This window comes from Dolichospermum flos-aquae CCAP 1403/13F (assembly GCF_012516395.1).
GTDB classification, from domain to species: domain Bacteria; phylum Cyanobacteriota; class Cyanobacteriia; order Cyanobacteriales; family Nostocaceae; genus Dolichospermum; species Dolichospermum lemmermannii.
The window spans coordinates 2616410-2630139 of sequence record NZ_CP051206.1 but is presented as its reverse complement, the minus strand read 5'-3'; the positions used below and the strand labels follow the sequence as shown (position 1 = coordinate 2630139).

13 protein-coding genes and 1 pseudogene are annotated in these 13730 nt (G+C 39.7%); 7 read left to right on the top strand and 7 right to left on the bottom strand.

Annotated features, from left to right (window positions below):
* Nucleotides 1-3 precede the first annotated feature (3 nt).
* The gene (locus HGD76_RS12950; RefSeq protein WP_267904235.1) at nt 4-1638 is read left to right on the top strand and encodes an ABC transporter ATP-binding protein; all 1635 of its coding nucleotides are present in this window, start codon (nt 4-6) and stop codon (nt 1636-1638) included.
* An 85-nt stretch (nt 1639-1723) separates the two neighbouring features.
* On the opposite strand, the gene rnhA is transcribed toward HGD76_RS12950, so the two are convergent.
* Nucleotides 1724-2632 carry a ribonuclease HI gene (gene rnhA, locus HGD76_RS12945; protein ID WP_168633668.1) on the bottom strand — a complete coding sequence of 303 codons (909 nt, stop codon included), beginning with the start codon at nt 2630-2632 and terminating at the stop codon, nt 1724-1726.
* A 33-nt stretch (nt 2633-2665) separates the two neighbouring features.
* The gene (locus HGD76_RS12940; protein WP_148760573.1) at nt 2666-3076 is read right to left on the bottom strand and encodes a GNAT family N-acetyltransferase; all 411 of its coding nucleotides are present in this window, start codon (nt 3074-3076) and stop codon (nt 2666-2668) included.
* 509 nt (nt 3077-3585) lie between these two features.
* Here HGD76_RS12940 and HGD76_RS12935 point away from each other — a divergent pair.
* Complete coding sequence (locus HGD76_RS12935) at nt 3586-4437, top strand: universal stress protein (protein WP_148760575.1); 852 nt, start codon at nt 3586-3588, stop codon at nt 4435-4437.
* Nucleotides 4438-4583: 146 nt separating this feature from the next.
* Here the strand turns inward: HGD76_RS12935 and psbM are convergent, their stop codons facing one another.
* The 5 genes from psbM to HGD76_RS12910 all read right to left on the bottom strand — a co-directional run bounded on the left by psbM (nt 4584) and on the right by HGD76_RS12910 (nt 7340).
* Nucleotides 4584-4688, bottom strand: coding sequence for a photosystem II reaction center protein PsbM (gene psbM, locus HGD76_RS12930; protein WP_015079946.1), 105 nt, complete (start codon nt 4686-4688; stop codon nt 4584-4586).
* Between the two features lie 89 nt (nt 4689-4777).
* Nucleotides 4778-5074: a 2Fe-2S iron-sulfur cluster-binding protein gene (locus HGD76_RS12925; protein WP_168696033.1), complete on the bottom strand. Its 297-nt coding sequence runs from the start codon at nt 5072-5074 to the stop codon at nt 4778-4780.
* 133 nt (nt 5075-5207) lie between these two features.
* Entirely contained in the window at nt 5208-5345 is a 138-nt protein-coding gene (locus tag HGD76_RS12920) for a photosystem II reaction center protein K (RefSeq protein ID WP_006195022.1), read from the bottom strand.
* Nucleotides 5346-5418: 73 nt separating this feature from the next.
* On the bottom strand, nt 5419-6555 hold the full coding sequence (gene tgt / locus HGD76_RS12915; RefSeq protein WP_148760579.1) for a tRNA guanosine(34) transglycosylase Tgt: 1137 nt from the start codon (nt 6553-6555) through the stop codon (nt 5419-5421).
* A gap of 332 nt (nt 6556-6887) precedes the next feature.
* On the bottom strand, nt 6888-7340 hold the full coding sequence (locus tag HGD76_RS12910) for a hypothetical protein (protein WP_039200255.1): 453 nt from the start codon (nt 7338-7340) through the stop codon (nt 6888-6890).
* 600 nt (nt 7341-7940) lie between these two features.
* Between HGD76_RS12910 and cobS the strand changes: the two genes are divergently transcribed.
* The 5 genes and pseudogenes from cobS to HGD76_RS26115 form a co-directional block, all read left to right on the top strand.
* Nucleotides 7941-8714 (top strand): adenosylcobinamide-GDP ribazoletransferase, encoded by a 774-nt coding sequence (cobS, locus tag HGD76_RS12905; RefSeq protein ID WP_168696032.1) that lies wholly within the window; start codon nt 7941-7943, stop codon nt 8712-8714.
* A 63-nt stretch (nt 8715-8777) separates the two neighbouring features.
* On the top strand, nt 8778-9362 hold the full coding sequence (locus tag HGD76_RS12900; RefSeq protein ID WP_168696031.1) for a DUF3782 domain-containing protein: 585 nt from the start codon (nt 8778-8780) through the stop codon (nt 9360-9362).
* A gap of 52 nt (nt 9363-9414) precedes the next feature.
* Nucleotides 9415-9939: a DUF3782 domain-containing protein gene (locus HGD76_RS12895; protein WP_168696030.1), complete on the top strand. Its 525-nt coding sequence runs from the start codon at nt 9415-9417 to the stop codon at nt 9937-9939.
* Between the two features lie 220 nt (nt 9940-10159).
* Complete coding sequence (locus tag HGD76_RS12890; protein WP_168696029.1) at nt 10160-10663, top strand: hypothetical protein; 504 nt, start codon at nt 10160-10162, stop codon at nt 10661-10663.
* A 2261-nt stretch (nt 10664-12924) separates the two neighbouring features.
* A pseudogene (locus tag HGD76_RS26115) lies at nt 12925-13659 on the top strand (formylglycine-generating enzyme family protein); the annotation flags it as partial.
* Nucleotides 13660-13730: the final 71 nt, after the last annotated feature.

Sequence of the window (13730 nt, the reverse complement as noted above, 5' to 3'; positions counted from 1 at the left end):
GTATTGGGTTTAAATATCCTGATTGGAATGTTGCTAATAGCAACTATTATCCGCTTAGTATTAATAAGTGTCCAAGGTTATTTAGTGCAAAAATTAGGGCAAAAAATCACAGCAGATATTCGTGAAGATTTATTTACTCATGTAACATCTTTAGCTGTGCGGTTTTTTGATCAGACACCTGTAGGTAAATTGATTACTAGACTAACGAGTGATGTCGAAAGTTTAGGAGATGTTTTTTCCACTGGGGCTGTAGGCATTGTTTCTGATTTACTATCTATGGTAGTAATTGTGGGATTGATGTTTTCTATTCAATGGCAACTTGCTTCTTTGTTGATATTCATCCTCTTGCCAATAACTTGGTTGATAATTTATTTTCAACAGCGGTATCGAAGGGCTAATTATAAAACCAGAGAAGAACTTTCTGTACTCAATTCTCAACTTCAAGAAAATATTGTCGGGATTAATATAGTTCAATTATTTCGCCGCGAAAAATTTAATGTTGAGTTATTTCGAGCTGCTAACCAACGTTATATTAAGGAAGTAGATATTAGCATTTGGTATGATTCCGCAGTTTCTGCAACCTTAGAATGGGTTGGTTTAATTGCTATTGCTGGAGTATTATGGTTAGGTGGTTGGTTATTGTTAGATCAACAAATCTCCTTTGGTATTTTATCAGCATTTATTTTATATGCCCAACAATTTTTTGAACCATTACGGAATTTTGCGGAAAAGTTTACGGTGATTCAATCTGGGTTTACGGCTATTGAAAGAGTAGTGGATATTTTAGATGAACCCATTGAAATTAAAGATTATTCTCAGCCTCAAAGTTCAAATGTAGATTTTGAATTTGGCTATATTAATGAGATAGTTTCTAAGTTAGAATCTCAAGATTTTACACCCGTTCCGGCTTTGGGAGCAATTAAGTTTGAAAATGTTTCCTTTGCTTATAAAGATGATGATTATGTGATTAAGAATTTAGACTTTACCATTCACCCAGGGGAAAAGGTGGCTTTAGTTGGTCCCACAGGTGCGGGTAAAAGTTCAATTATTCGCCTTTTATGTCGTCTTTATGAACCAACCCAAGGACGCATTCTCATTGACGGTGTGGATATCCGCGAGATTCCTCAAGTGGAACTACGACGTTATATGACGGTGATTTTGCAAGAGGCTTTTTTGTTTGCTGGTGATGTTAAAAGTAATATTACTTTAGGTGATAATTACAGTTTTGCAGAAATTCAACAAGCAGCAGAAAAGACGAATGTAGCGACGTTTATTAACCAATTACCCCAAGGTTATGATACTCAATTACGAGAACGGGCGACAAATCTTTCTAGTGGACAAAAACAACTTTTAGCCTTTGCGCGGGCGGCTATTCGTAATCCCCAAATTTTGGTATTAGATGAAGCCACAGCTAGTTTAGATGTGGGGACGGAGGCTTTAGTTCAATCAGCTTTAAATCAGTTGTTAATCCAACGAACTTCAATTATTATTGCTCACCGTCTCTCAACAATTCGCAATGTAGACCGGATTTTTGTGTTGAAACGGGGGGAATTAATTGAACAGGGAAGTCATGAAGAATTGCTACAACAACAAGGATTTTATGCCACTTTGCACAATTTACAAATGTTAGGAGCTTAATCAAAGGTCTTGAAATGCAATCAAGGGCGCATAGCCTGCGCCCCTACGGGTTTTAAGATTTTAGGAAAATCAAAAATTATATTTTTCAATCTATTTCTGTGGCTATTTTGTCCCCACGTTCGAGTTCCCAAAGAATTTGATTTCCTTCCCGTCTTACCCGTGAAACTATCCAATTTCGCCAGCGCCATTCATCACCTCGGCTGGTAACGGCGCTAGAGTGAACACCCATTAAGTCTGCTAATTCTGAACTGGTAATTAGGTAGCCTTTTTCGGCAATTTCGTCTGCAATCCGTAAGGTTTCCACCAAGTTGCGAAGTTGTAAAACCCTGATTTCCGTGGGTTGTTCGTTGGTTGTAGTCGCAGTTGGTGTTGTAGATTGTTCCATAGTGCTTGTATCTGATGCAGACGGACTGCTTTCTAGTGTGTTTTTATTAGTTATTGTAGAGTTTATTGGATCATTAGATACTTTTGCTGGGCTTATTTCCCCAATTTTAGGTAAATTTTCGTGAAGAAGTCCAGGTAATAATTGTTTGAGGTGAGGGATTTTATGGTTAGCGAAGGAACGCGCAATGACATCACAGCGTTCATTGCCAATATTACCAGAATGTCCGCGAACGTGTTCCCATTGTACCAGTCGGCTATTGAGTTGATCCAGAATTTCTAGGAGGTCTTGGTTTTGAACGGGATTCCCATCTGCTTTTTTCCAGCCGTTCTTTTTCCAGCCTTTTACCCATTTTGTCACACAATCAATGACATATTTACTATCTGTGTACAGGGTAATAGGTTCAGTTTGTCGAGATGATTTGAAAAATTCCAAGGCAGCGATCGCAGCTTGCATTTCCATTTTATTATTAGTGGTGTGCTGGGATGAATCACCCATTTCGTGAACTGAACCATCATGGAAATAGACAACTGTACCCCAACCACCAGGGCCTGGATTACCTGTGCAAGCGCCATCTGTATATATACTTTGAATTAGACTTTGGGTAGACATGATCAAATTAGAGAATTCTCAAGGATTGATATATTATTGATAACGATACATTAATTCCAAGTTCACAACTTCATTAGTGAAACCCCACTGTTGATAAAATGGTATCATCTCTGGTAAACAGAACAAAGCCATATTTTCAACTTCTTTTAATTGGGGATGATTAACGACTTCATCTAATAACTTAGCACCAAATCCCATTTTTCTGTAACTAGGTTTAACAATGACATCATAAAGAACTCCGCGATAAACAAAATCAGTCAAAATACGACAAAAAGCAATTAGTTCTTTTTCCTCATTTACTAAAGCGATGATAATATCAGATGCAGCTAACATTTTGACAACACCTGGATATATTCGGTTGTGACTCCAGAACTCATTTTTGTATAATTCCACAAGTTCGGAAATTTGGGTTTCATCTAATTGATTAACAACTTGGTAATTCATTTTTTTGATTTTATCAATCCTGTAAATCTGAAGCAGAAATTAAATTTATCTTTTTACGAAAAGCTGAAAATTGACGGCTGAATGCTGACAATATAAACGGTGTTTTTGCGCTCATTTTTTCAGCATAAGCTTGATATTCTGCTATTTGTTGTTTAATTTCCGAAAAATGATCATGGTAATAATTAACTTAAATTAAAAAAAATTAACATAGATGACAAATCATAACTAACATCATCTTTTATTAATTTCATTAGACACAATTAGTTGTATGATATGAATGATAGGCAACCTGGTTGTCACTTCACGTAGTTAGGCGTAAATAAACTTAATATTAATCACTCTTCTGCTTGTTGGTATTAGTTTTACTGCTAATCAGTTAATTTATGCCTAAATACTTAACTTGGTTATTTAGCACATCAGAAAAAAACATTCTGATAGCTTGCCTGACGCAGCCATAGCTCAATACTAGCAGCAAAAACCACAAAAACCTTCACGACAAAGACGGAAAAATGATCCAAAAAATTTTGTTAGCTGTCTCCGGTTTGGGACACGCGGAAGAAATGCTCAAGAACTTGAAAGAACTACCTTCATTTCGAGGAGCAAGAGTCACAGTTCTCCACGTTGTCACCCCACAAAGCACTGCGGCTGTAATGACTGACAAATGGGAAGAAGGGGGCAAAATTCTCGCTAAGGCTATTCAGTATTTAAACTTAGACCCCAGCCAAGTTTCTTCTATTTTACGTCAAGGTGATCCCAAGGATGTAGTTTGTCAAGTCGCTGACGAAATGGAAGCTGACTTGATTATTATGGGTTCACGGGGAATGAAGCGGCTACAATCTATTTTCTCCAATTCCGTCAGTCAGTACGTTTTCCAACTGTCTTCCCGTCCCATGTTGCTAGTGAAAGATGACATTTATGTCAAAAACATTAAGCGCATTATGGTGGCAATGGATAATTCTGAATCTGCTAAAAACTGCTTAAATTTGGCTTTGTTCTTACTTAGGGGTGTTGCGGGTGGACAATTGGTTTTAGCTAATGTTAATGCAGATTTAGGTGGTAAATTATCAGGTATTACTGATCTTAAACCAGAGAGAAATTCTGTGTTAGGAATGGCTGTGGCAGAGGCAGAAAAGCAATCTGTAGCAGTGCGTTGTATTACTAGCAGTGGTAAACCTGGGGAAGAAATTTGTCGTTTAACTAATGAGTTGAATATAGACTTATTATTGATTGGTTCCCCGGACCGTCGCCCATCTATTGCTAAGAGTTTTGTTGATATAGATCGGCTCATTGGCTCGTCTTTATCTGACTATGTTCGTGTTAATGCTACCTGTCCAGTTCTCTTGGCACGCACTATTGGATAATGTCTTCATATTAGCGATGACTAAATAAAAACCCCTACACTATATGAGTTTAGGGGGGTTTTTATTTTATAGCCCAAGTATTAACTATCTTTTCCACCGATTTTAAAATGCTCACAAAAGCTAATAGCTGTTCGCAAGGCTGTTAATTAACCTTCAGTCTTGGAGGTTTGGATGTAAAGCATGATTAAAAACACGGCGGGTACTAATACGAACAAAATGCTCGCTACGAAACCCAAATCATTAACTTGCATAGCAAGATAGCCTTTTGTGTAATTTCGAGTCAACTATTCTAGAATAGCATCATAGATGACAGAATGAAGCCAAATTTTTTTATCAGCCTTTAAGGTTTGGTGATAACAGTCACGGGTCCATTAACTAAGGTTTGACAAGCGAGACGGTAGTTATCAGGCTTGTTTTTGAATTTTTTGGTTTCTAAATCTGTACGCGGAGACAGGTTTTCTAATCCTTCAGTGATTTGGACAACGCAAGTAGTACATTGTCCAGCACCACCACAATTGGTCATTTTGCCGAAAAATTTATATATATCAATGCCATTTTCTACAGCTTTAAGTCGGAGATTAGCACCATCTGCGGCGACTATTTCTTGATTTTCTTGAACAAATTTGATATTTCCCATCGTAGCTTCCTGGTAATTTAGTATGTGACTGGATTAATTATATGGATTTATTGCAAAATATTAAGAACTATTAATTTTACCAAAAAATAGGACAGGTGGATGTTACCTGTCCAAAAAATTGGCAATGGGTAATTTATCTAAAACCCACTGCTGCTTGCCAAACAAATGCAAGTAACAAGAAGAAGACGGGAATAACAGGTAAAACATCTACCAAGGGGTCGAAGATTTGGTAAGCTTCAGGCAATTTTGCGAGTAATAGTGCTGCTTCCATGTTTGTTTAAATCCACCTAATAATCAAATATCTTTTATATGCGATATACATTTTATCATGATTAGCTCAATGATCAGTCCTCAGTTTTTTCTAAATCAATTGCTGATGGTTCTAACCAATGACCAAAATCGGTAACAAAGCGATCGCTCAAAATTGATGCGCGAATCTTTTGAGTAAAGCGAATTAATTCGGTGATGTTATGAATAGTCAACAAAGTATATGCTAATATTTCCTGCGATCGCACTAAATGAGATAAATAAGCCCGACTGAAATTTTCACAGGTGTAACAAGGGCAAGTTGTATCCAATGGTGTAAAATCTTCACGAAACTTAGCATTTTTGATATTCCAGCGTTCACCGGAGACAATAGCCGTTCCATGTCTAGCCCAGCGTGTGGGAATGACGCAATCAAATAAATCTACCCCAGAAGCGATCGCAATAGCCATTTCTCGATAAGTTCCCACACCCATCAAATAACGGGGTTTATTCATCGGTAACAACGGCGCTGTAGTTTGGACAATTTGCGCCATTAAATCCGTTGGTTCACCCACGCTGACCCCACCAATGGCATATCCCGGCATATCCAACTGCGCCAATTCTTGAGCAGCACGGGCGCGTAAGTCTAAATATACTCCCCCCTGGACAATGGGAAACAATGCCTGATCCTGGCGTTGATGGGCGGATATAGAGCGTTTTAACCAGCGATAGGTTCGGTCAGTGGCGGCTTCAACTTCCTGACGAGTGGCAGGATAGGGAGGACATTCATCAAAAGCCATGATCACATCCGCCCCTAAAATATTCTGAATTTCAATAGAGCGTTCTGGCGTTAATTTAATGATTTGCCCATCATGAGGAGAACGGAAAGTTACACCTTCTTCAGTAATTTTCCGCATTTCGCTCAGACTGAAAACCTGAAATCCACCGGAATCTGTAAGCATTGGTCCAGACCAACCCATGAATTTATGTAGTCCACCACCACCAGCAACAATGGCTTCTCCCGGTTGGAGATGTAAATGATAGGTATTAGCTAAAACCATCTGCGCTCCTGTTGCTCCCAGTTGGGCAGGGGTGATAGTTTTGACATTAGCTAATGTTCCCACAGGCATAAACCTGGGTGTTTCTACAATTCCGTGGGGAGTAGAAAATATTCCGGCTCTAGCTTTGGTCTGGCTACAGGTAGCGAGACTTTCAAAGGAAAAATTGGCGCTCAAGGCAAAAATACTAATTAGCTAAATTTATCCATCAACTTAACATTTTTGGTGTTACTTAGGGCGTTCGTGGGGGTTTTTGTCTTGTGAGGGTCATACCCCGCAATCCACTATGACCCCAAAGAGGATATGATTTCTTTAGTTAAGGTTTTGTGATACCGCCTTTCTTCTCAGGAATTACGCAAAATATCCCTCAAACCCTCATTTCTCTGTGCCTCTGTGGTTCGTTATTCCATGAATTATGCGTAAGTCCTACTTCTACCTCATTCTTTCTCCTGACGGTCACTGAGCGAAGTCGATAGCGTAGCGTGGCGTTAGCCATAGTGCTGACTCCTTTAAAAAGAATCACAGCAGTCGTCATCAATTTCCGCATCCCATCTAGCTGCTAAGACTTGATCCATCATCGCTTCTATAACCGTAACGTTAAATTGGCGATCGCGTCGGGCTTGCAAAGGTGTGGAAAGAGGAATCAAGCGTAAACACATTTGCTCTTGAATCAAGTCAAAGTAGGTTTCTTGCTGTGGAGATTGTTTTAATTCCAGATAATCAAAACTATCCACATTCACATATAGTGCATGGTTAGTGACTAGGGTAGACCGATGGGAATTAGCGAATACTTCCATTACATCTCCGTCACCCTCACTTAGTAGCTTGTTTTCTTGGGTGTAAATGTAGTGGACTCTACCTAAATCACGCAGCAATTGGCGGATATCGAGTTTATTAACAACTATGCCCATGTTGACTATGCACGGGGCTGGTATTTTGGTGTGGGGTAGATGATGACTCATAAGAATACCCGGTAAGTGGGAAACAAGCGCGTCTTTAGACCTGAGAGGGAAACGACACGAGCGGTTTTAACCGCTGTGGATATTAAAATTGAAGCCAGATTTTTGATTGGAACCTGGAAACCAACTCCCATTTCTGGGGTAATGTTAGCTAGATGCCTACGGCACGCTGCGCGAACGACCTGTTATAAGAGCTTGTTAGGCTTGCAACACTGTTCCAGTGACCTTAGAACTGTTTAATCACAAGCGACAGAGCAGGGAACTAGCTTCGCATTCCGGGGTGTCGTGACTCAAATAACGGCTACCCTTCGACTTCGCTCAGGGTGGTCTGGTCAGTACGGCTTGCTTGATTACTCTTGCAAGCCCAGTCCCTTTAGGGCTGGGTTACTGACAGAGAAATAGCGGGTTATGGAAGGTGAGTGACAACGCAGCCAGACAATCAATGAGATGGATTGTTAATTTCCCATAGTTCCAAAATATCAAGTTTAGGAGGCGATCGTCTCATCTTTTGAGGTAGATTGTCAGCCTGGGAGTGATTTATGATGAGAACATTTATATTCATGAATACTGGAAGTATTTAGCTAATTGAACTCTTTCTAAAGTATGGCTAATGTTTTGCGCTGGTGGCAACAGCAATTGCTAAATTTAGTTGCGGCTGTGATTTTCTATACAGCTATTCCCTTACCCTATCTGCAAAATTTGGACTTCCAGAAGGTTGCTTGTTTTGCACCGGTGATTGGGTTGATGATTGGGGGGATTTTAGGTGGATTAGATACGGGAATGAATTATTTGGGTGTCCCCGTGCTAACTCGTAATGCTTTGGTAGTAGGTGCGTGGATAGCAATTACGGGAGGGTTACATTTAGATGGTGCGATGGATACGGCTGATGGTTTAGCAGTAGGTGATCCGAAACGCAGGTTAGAGGTAATGATGGATAGTGCTACTGGTGCGTTTGGGGCAATGTCTGCTATTGTGATTATTATTTTGAAAACAACAGCTTTAACAGAGATAGCTGAAAACCATTATTTTGTATTAATGGCTGCTTGTGGGTGGGGACGTTGGGGACAACAAATGGCTATTTGTCAATACCCTTATCTGAAACCGACTGGTAAAGGTGCGGTTCATAAACAAGCGATACGTTCTTATTTAGATTTATTACCAAGCTTCTTTTTATTGCTGGGTTTGAGTGCTGTTGTTTGGTTAATTTATCCCCAAAAGTTAGTTTTATCTGTGGGGATGGTTTTAGCTGGAAGTGTGATCTCTGTTGTTACCGCAGCTTGGTTTAATTATAAGTTAGGTGGACATACAGGAGATACTTATGGCGCTGTGGTGGAGTGGACTGAAGCGTTATTTTTGTGTATAATGACCAGTATTTAGGATTTACCAGATTTTTTAAATTTGGCAGATTATAATAAACATTATTACGGAGAAAAAGTGTTTATGGCAACATCAGAAGATGTATGGCAACTGTTAGCAGAATTAGCTACTGCTCAAAAAGAAACTGACATACTATTGAAAGAAGTTAGTCAGCAACAGAAGGAGAATGCCGAACAACAGAAGGCAACTGACCGCCAACTCAAAGAATTAGGTAAACAAATTGGGGGACTCGGTGCAAAATTTGGCAGTTTTACCGAAGGTCTTGCCCTGCCTTCAATGGAAACTATTTTGGGACAACAATTTGGGATGGAAGTTATCAGTCCCAGTGTGCGAGTTAGTAAGGGAGGACAACACATGGAAATTGATGTTCTTGCTTATGCTAATGGTGAGTTAAATACTGCCTATATTGTTGAGGTTAAAAGTCATGCAAGGGAAGATTCTATTACTCAATTAAAAAGTATTTTACAACGGTTTCGTAACTTTTTTCCTGAACACAAAAACAAACGACTTTATGGCATATTAGCCTCTGTTGATTTGTCTAACGAATTACGCGAGAAAATTCTGCAAGAAGGGCTTTATGTGGCTCGTATTCATGATCAAGTTTTTGAGTTGGATATTCCCAATAATTTTCAGGCTCAAAGTTATTAGTGCGATCGCCAGTCCAGGGTAATATAAACATTATTACGGAGAAAAATCATCTATGGCAACCACATCAGAAGACGTATGGCAACTGTTGGCAGAATTAGCTACTGCTCAAAAAGAAACTGACCGCCAACTCAAAGAATTAGGTAAACAAATTGGGGGACTTGGTGCAAAATTTGGCAGTTTTACAGAAGGTCTTGCCCTGCCTTCAATGGAAACTATTTTGGGACAACAATTTGGGATGGAAGTTATCAGTCCCAGTGTGCGAGTTAGTAAGGGAGGACAACACATGGAAATTGATGTTCTTGCCTATGCTAATGGTGAGTTAAATACTGCCTATATTGTTGAGGCTAAAAGTCATGCAAGGGAAGATTCTATTACTCAATTCAAAAGTATTTTACAACGGTTTCGTAACTTTTTTCCTGAACACAAAAACAAACGACTTTATGGCATATTAGCCTCTGTTGATTTGTCTAACGAATTACGCGAGAAAATTCTGCAAGAAGGGCTTTATGTGGCTCGTATTCATGATCAAGTTTTCGAGTTGGATATTCCCAATAATTTTCAGGCTCAAAGTTATTAGTGCGATCGCCAATTATTGCAGTGTAATATAAAGATCACCATTATTCCTATAGATTATGTTAAGGAAGACAACGAATTATTAAGCTAACCGACAAGAATGGCGATCGCTATAGGCTGGACTAAAGCGTTGTTTTTGTGTATAATTACCAGTATTTAGGGTTTACCAGATTTTTTAAATTTGGCAGATTATACTGTAATTTAGTAACTAAAGGGTCAATAAGATGGACGCATTAAATCATGGGGAAATCGTCGGTACTCATCATTTCCCAGATGCGGTTACTGATCATGCGGCGCAAAACTTCAGTGATCTTAATCACGATTTAAATTCAAGTTATTCCAGTCATGTAGAATCAATCTCTCCGGGACTTGACCAACATTCTCCCCGTTTTTTAAACGATTTGCATCCAAACACTATTTTACATTCTGATTGTGTTTCCTTTTCTAGTGGTGATTTCCAGTCTAATTTTGATCACTTGCACAATTCTAGCTATATTGAAACGCCTAGTTTTGAGAGTCATTTATCCACAAGCAATTTTCATGCTGAAGTGATGCCTCGTGAGGCGACACCCGATTATGCGGAAGCCTCTAGGAATGAAGGCTGGGCAAAGCATTACGAGGAAAGAGCCGCAGGTTGGGCAAGTGAGGGGTCTTTTAGTCAGGCGGATTACTTGCAAAAAGAGGCTGATTATTATCATCAAAAAGCGGCTGAAAATCTTAATCAATAATTACACGCAACACGGCTTAATTATTTGATTTTGCGGGTAGGGTTAAAGCAAAAGCTCACCCGCCTGGGAATGAATTCCCAGTCTAATAGCAAAAGTCATCTAAAGATGACTAAACATTAGGAAAATTTATTAGTCCGTTTTAACGGACTTGAGCTATGAGACAGGGAATTTATTCCCTGGCTGGCGGGTGTGGAGAGTATAGCAGGGACGAAGATTTATTCGCCCTTATTAGTAAATCAACTGTCAACAATAATCATTAATAATTTAAAATTATGCCATTTCCATTAATTGCTTTTGGTATCGGTTCATTAATCACTGCAACAGCAGCAATAGGCAATACTTTTTTGAACAAAAGAAATACCGAAAAAGCACAAAAACTTCAAGTTGAGCAACATCAAGCAATCGTTGTCCGAGAAAAAGAGAGAATAGAAACTCAAGAAAGGATAGAATACGCCAGATTAGTCTGTCAAACTCGACAACAACAAGAAGGTTTGGCGGCTCAGGCACAATTAGCTGAATTGAGTCGTGATTTTCAAACTTATGAAAATGCTTTAAATCGTGAATTGCAAAGAACTCAACAACAAGAGGCTTTATCATTTCAAAAAGAACAGAAAGATTTAGATCGAGATTTGCAAGTCAGATTAGTGGAATTAAATCAAGAATTTCAATCTCAACAGGGTGAACTTAGTCGCGCCTTTACTGAAAAGATTGAAGTTTTTAAAGCAGATATGCAAAAGTATTTCTTTGAAAAACAAAAAGAACTGCAAATCCAACTCAAAGCCCAAGATATTGATCTGGCAAGGGAATTAAGACAATTTGATCGCCAAACTGCCATTGATGTCATCCATGAACAAAAACGAGAAAAAAATTCGGCGATTTGGTTGGTGGCAGAGGATTTATTAAAAAGAGGAATGTATGGGGATATTTTGCCTTTAAATGTCTTTGTTTCGCCTCCTGTTTTAGATTACGATGACAGTCGGAAACCTACCAATGCTAAAGGCTTTCCAGAAATGGAACAGTATTTGAAAGAAGAGTTACGGCAATTCTTTCAGCAATACCAAACTCATCATCGCCACATTGATTATTTGGCTGGTGCATGGACGAGTAAACAATTTAATAGTGAAGCTGCTGCAAGGCAAATTTTTCTGGGCTTACAGAGTGAACCGACACTGATTTTAGAATCTACTTTAGAAGGGGAAAATTTATCTATTAGCTATGCCTATTGGGGTTTGGGAGATGTTAAACAACGCTATGACACCTGTATGCGTTTTTCTTGGTTAGAAGTTTTGTATGGTTTTGTGAAAGAGCGGACTGAGAATTGGTTTCGTAATCGCGCTGAAGAGGGGACTAGCGAAGCTGAATGGATTGCTGATTATGGTGAGGAGTTTGTGGCTAAATACCAAGCTAATCAAGCGGTAATTAAACGGGAACAGATGTGGCTAAATCGCGGTGATGATATTCGTGAATTAGCTCGAAATTATCATATTGCGCCTAAAGATTGGGATCAACTTAAACGTTTTGTGGCTCTCTGTCACATTATGATTGCTGGGTGGGTGACGGATGAATATTTTTTACTGAATACGAGTCCAGATCGTCATCTGTCACCTTTATTACCTGAATTGTTGCCGGGGTTGCTTTCAGGCATGAGTGAGGAAATAAAGAGACAGTTTATTGATGGAAGTGTGCAGATTTATCAGGCACTATATGAGGCGCTAATCAGACAAGTTCCTGATTGGGAGTCTGAATTACGGTTGGAGTTGGCGGCTAGTTTAATCAAACTTCCTAGCCATGAGGCTGGTATTGCCCAGGTTAATGCTTCTCTCAAGGTTTGGTTGTCCTATCGAGGGATAGATTGGCAGTTTTCTACGCCTGTTATGCCTTTGTTGGTGGAGGTGGCAAAACCAGAGGATGAGTCATATTTTAATTCTCTTTATCAGGTTTGGGAGTTGCTGGGAATTACTGACAGGGTGGATATGGGGAATGCCTATTATCGCCGGGGTGAGGATTTCTATAAGCGGCGTGATTTTGAGGCGGCTTGTCAAGATTTTGAGCGGGCTATTGGTTTGGGTTATGTTAAGGCTGCTGCACGGCGGGAGATTGTTGTTCAGGTGCAGGAATCTATCAAAGATGAGAAACTTAAACTGCTTCGAGAACAAGCGAAAGAACAGGCTTTTCCACAAATTTCTCAGTTTATTTCTCCACCAACAAACCTACCTAAACCACCAACAAATACCAACTTAAATATCAATCCCACATCATCATTTACCGAAGACTTAGGAAATGGGATTAAATTGGAAATGATAGCCATACCCGGAGGAACTTTTCTCATGGGTTCACCGGAAAATGAAGCGGAAAGAAGTAGTAATGAAAGTCCTCAACATCAAGTCACAGTTCCCAGCTTCTTTATGGGAAAATATCAATTGACACAGGCACAATATCAAGCTATCATGGGTGTTAATCTCTCTGCTTTCAAAGGCGATAACCGCCCAGTTGAAAATGTTAGTTGGGATGATGCAGTCGCATTCTGTCAAAAGTTAACTCAAAAGACAGGAAAAAACTACAGATTGCCCAGTGAAGCCGAGTGGGAGTATGCTTGTAGAGCCGGGACAAAAACGCCATTTTCTTTTGGTGACAACATCACCACAGATTTAGTTAATTATGATGGTAATTACCCCTACAACTCCGCACCAAAAGGCAAATATCGACAAGAAACCACAGATGTAGGAACTTTTCCCCCTAACGCTTTTGGTTTGTACGATATGCACGGGAATGTCTGTGAATGGTGCGAAGATGACTGGCATGAAAATTATATAAATGCGCCTAAAGATGGCAGTGCTTGGAACAGTCAGAGCGGTAGCGTTAGGAGACTCTTGCGCGGCGGTTCTTGGAACTTCCTCGCTGGGTATTGTCTGTCTGCGGGTCGCAATGGGTATTTGCGTGGCTCTCGCAACTACCACTACGGTTTTCGGGTCGTGTCTTCGTTCAGGACTTTGTAGCCCTTTATACTTTTATTCTTTTACCCTCTGCCCTTCTTTCTCTTTTCCCTTCTTAACCCCTCCGCCTCTGG

What these genes read in the sequence shown, in the direction of transcription:
- psbM (WP_015079946.1), bottom strand. Translation starts at nt 4,688, where the DNA reads ATGCAAGTTAATGATTTGGGTTTCGTAGCGAGCATTTTGTTCGTATTA.
- HGD76_RS12910 (WP_039200255.1), bottom strand. Translation starts at nt 7,340, where the DNA reads ATGAGTCATCATCTACCCCACACCAAAATACCAGCCCCGTGCATAGTC.
- rnhA (WP_168633668.1), bottom strand. Translation starts at nt 2,632, where the DNA reads ATGTCTACCCAAAGTCTAATTCAAAGTATATATACAGATGGCGCTTGC.
- cobS (WP_168696032.1), top strand. Translation starts at nt 7,941, where the DNA reads ATGGCTAATGTTTTGCGCTGGTGGCAACAGCAATTGCTAAATTTAGTT.
- HGD76_RS12935 (WP_148760575.1), top strand. Translation starts at nt 3,586, where the DNA reads ATGATCCAAAAAATTTTGTTAGCTGTCTCCGGTTTGGGACACGCGGAA.
- HGD76_RS12940 (WP_148760573.1), bottom strand. Translation starts at nt 3,076, where the DNA reads ATGAATTACCAAGTTGTTAATCAATTAGATGAAACCCAAATTTCCGAA.
- HGD76_RS12890 (WP_168696029.1), top strand. Translation starts at nt 10,160, where the DNA reads ATGGACGCATTAAATCATGGGGAAATCGTCGGTACTCATCATTTCCCA.
- HGD76_RS12900 (WP_168696031.1), top strand. Translation starts at nt 8,778, where the DNA reads ATGGCAACATCAGAAGATGTATGGCAACTGTTAGCAGAATTAGCTACT.
- HGD76_RS12895 (WP_168696030.1), top strand. Translation starts at nt 9,415, where the DNA reads ATGGCAACCACATCAGAAGACGTATGGCAACTGTTGGCAGAATTAGCT.
- HGD76_RS12920 (WP_006195022.1), bottom strand. Translation starts at nt 5,345, where the DNA reads ATGGAAGCAGCACTATTACTCGCAAAATTGCCTGAAGCTTACCAAATC.
- HGD76_RS12925 (WP_168696033.1), bottom strand. Translation starts at nt 5,074, where the DNA reads ATGGGAAATATCAAATTTGTTCAAGAAAATCAAGAAATAGTCGCCGCA.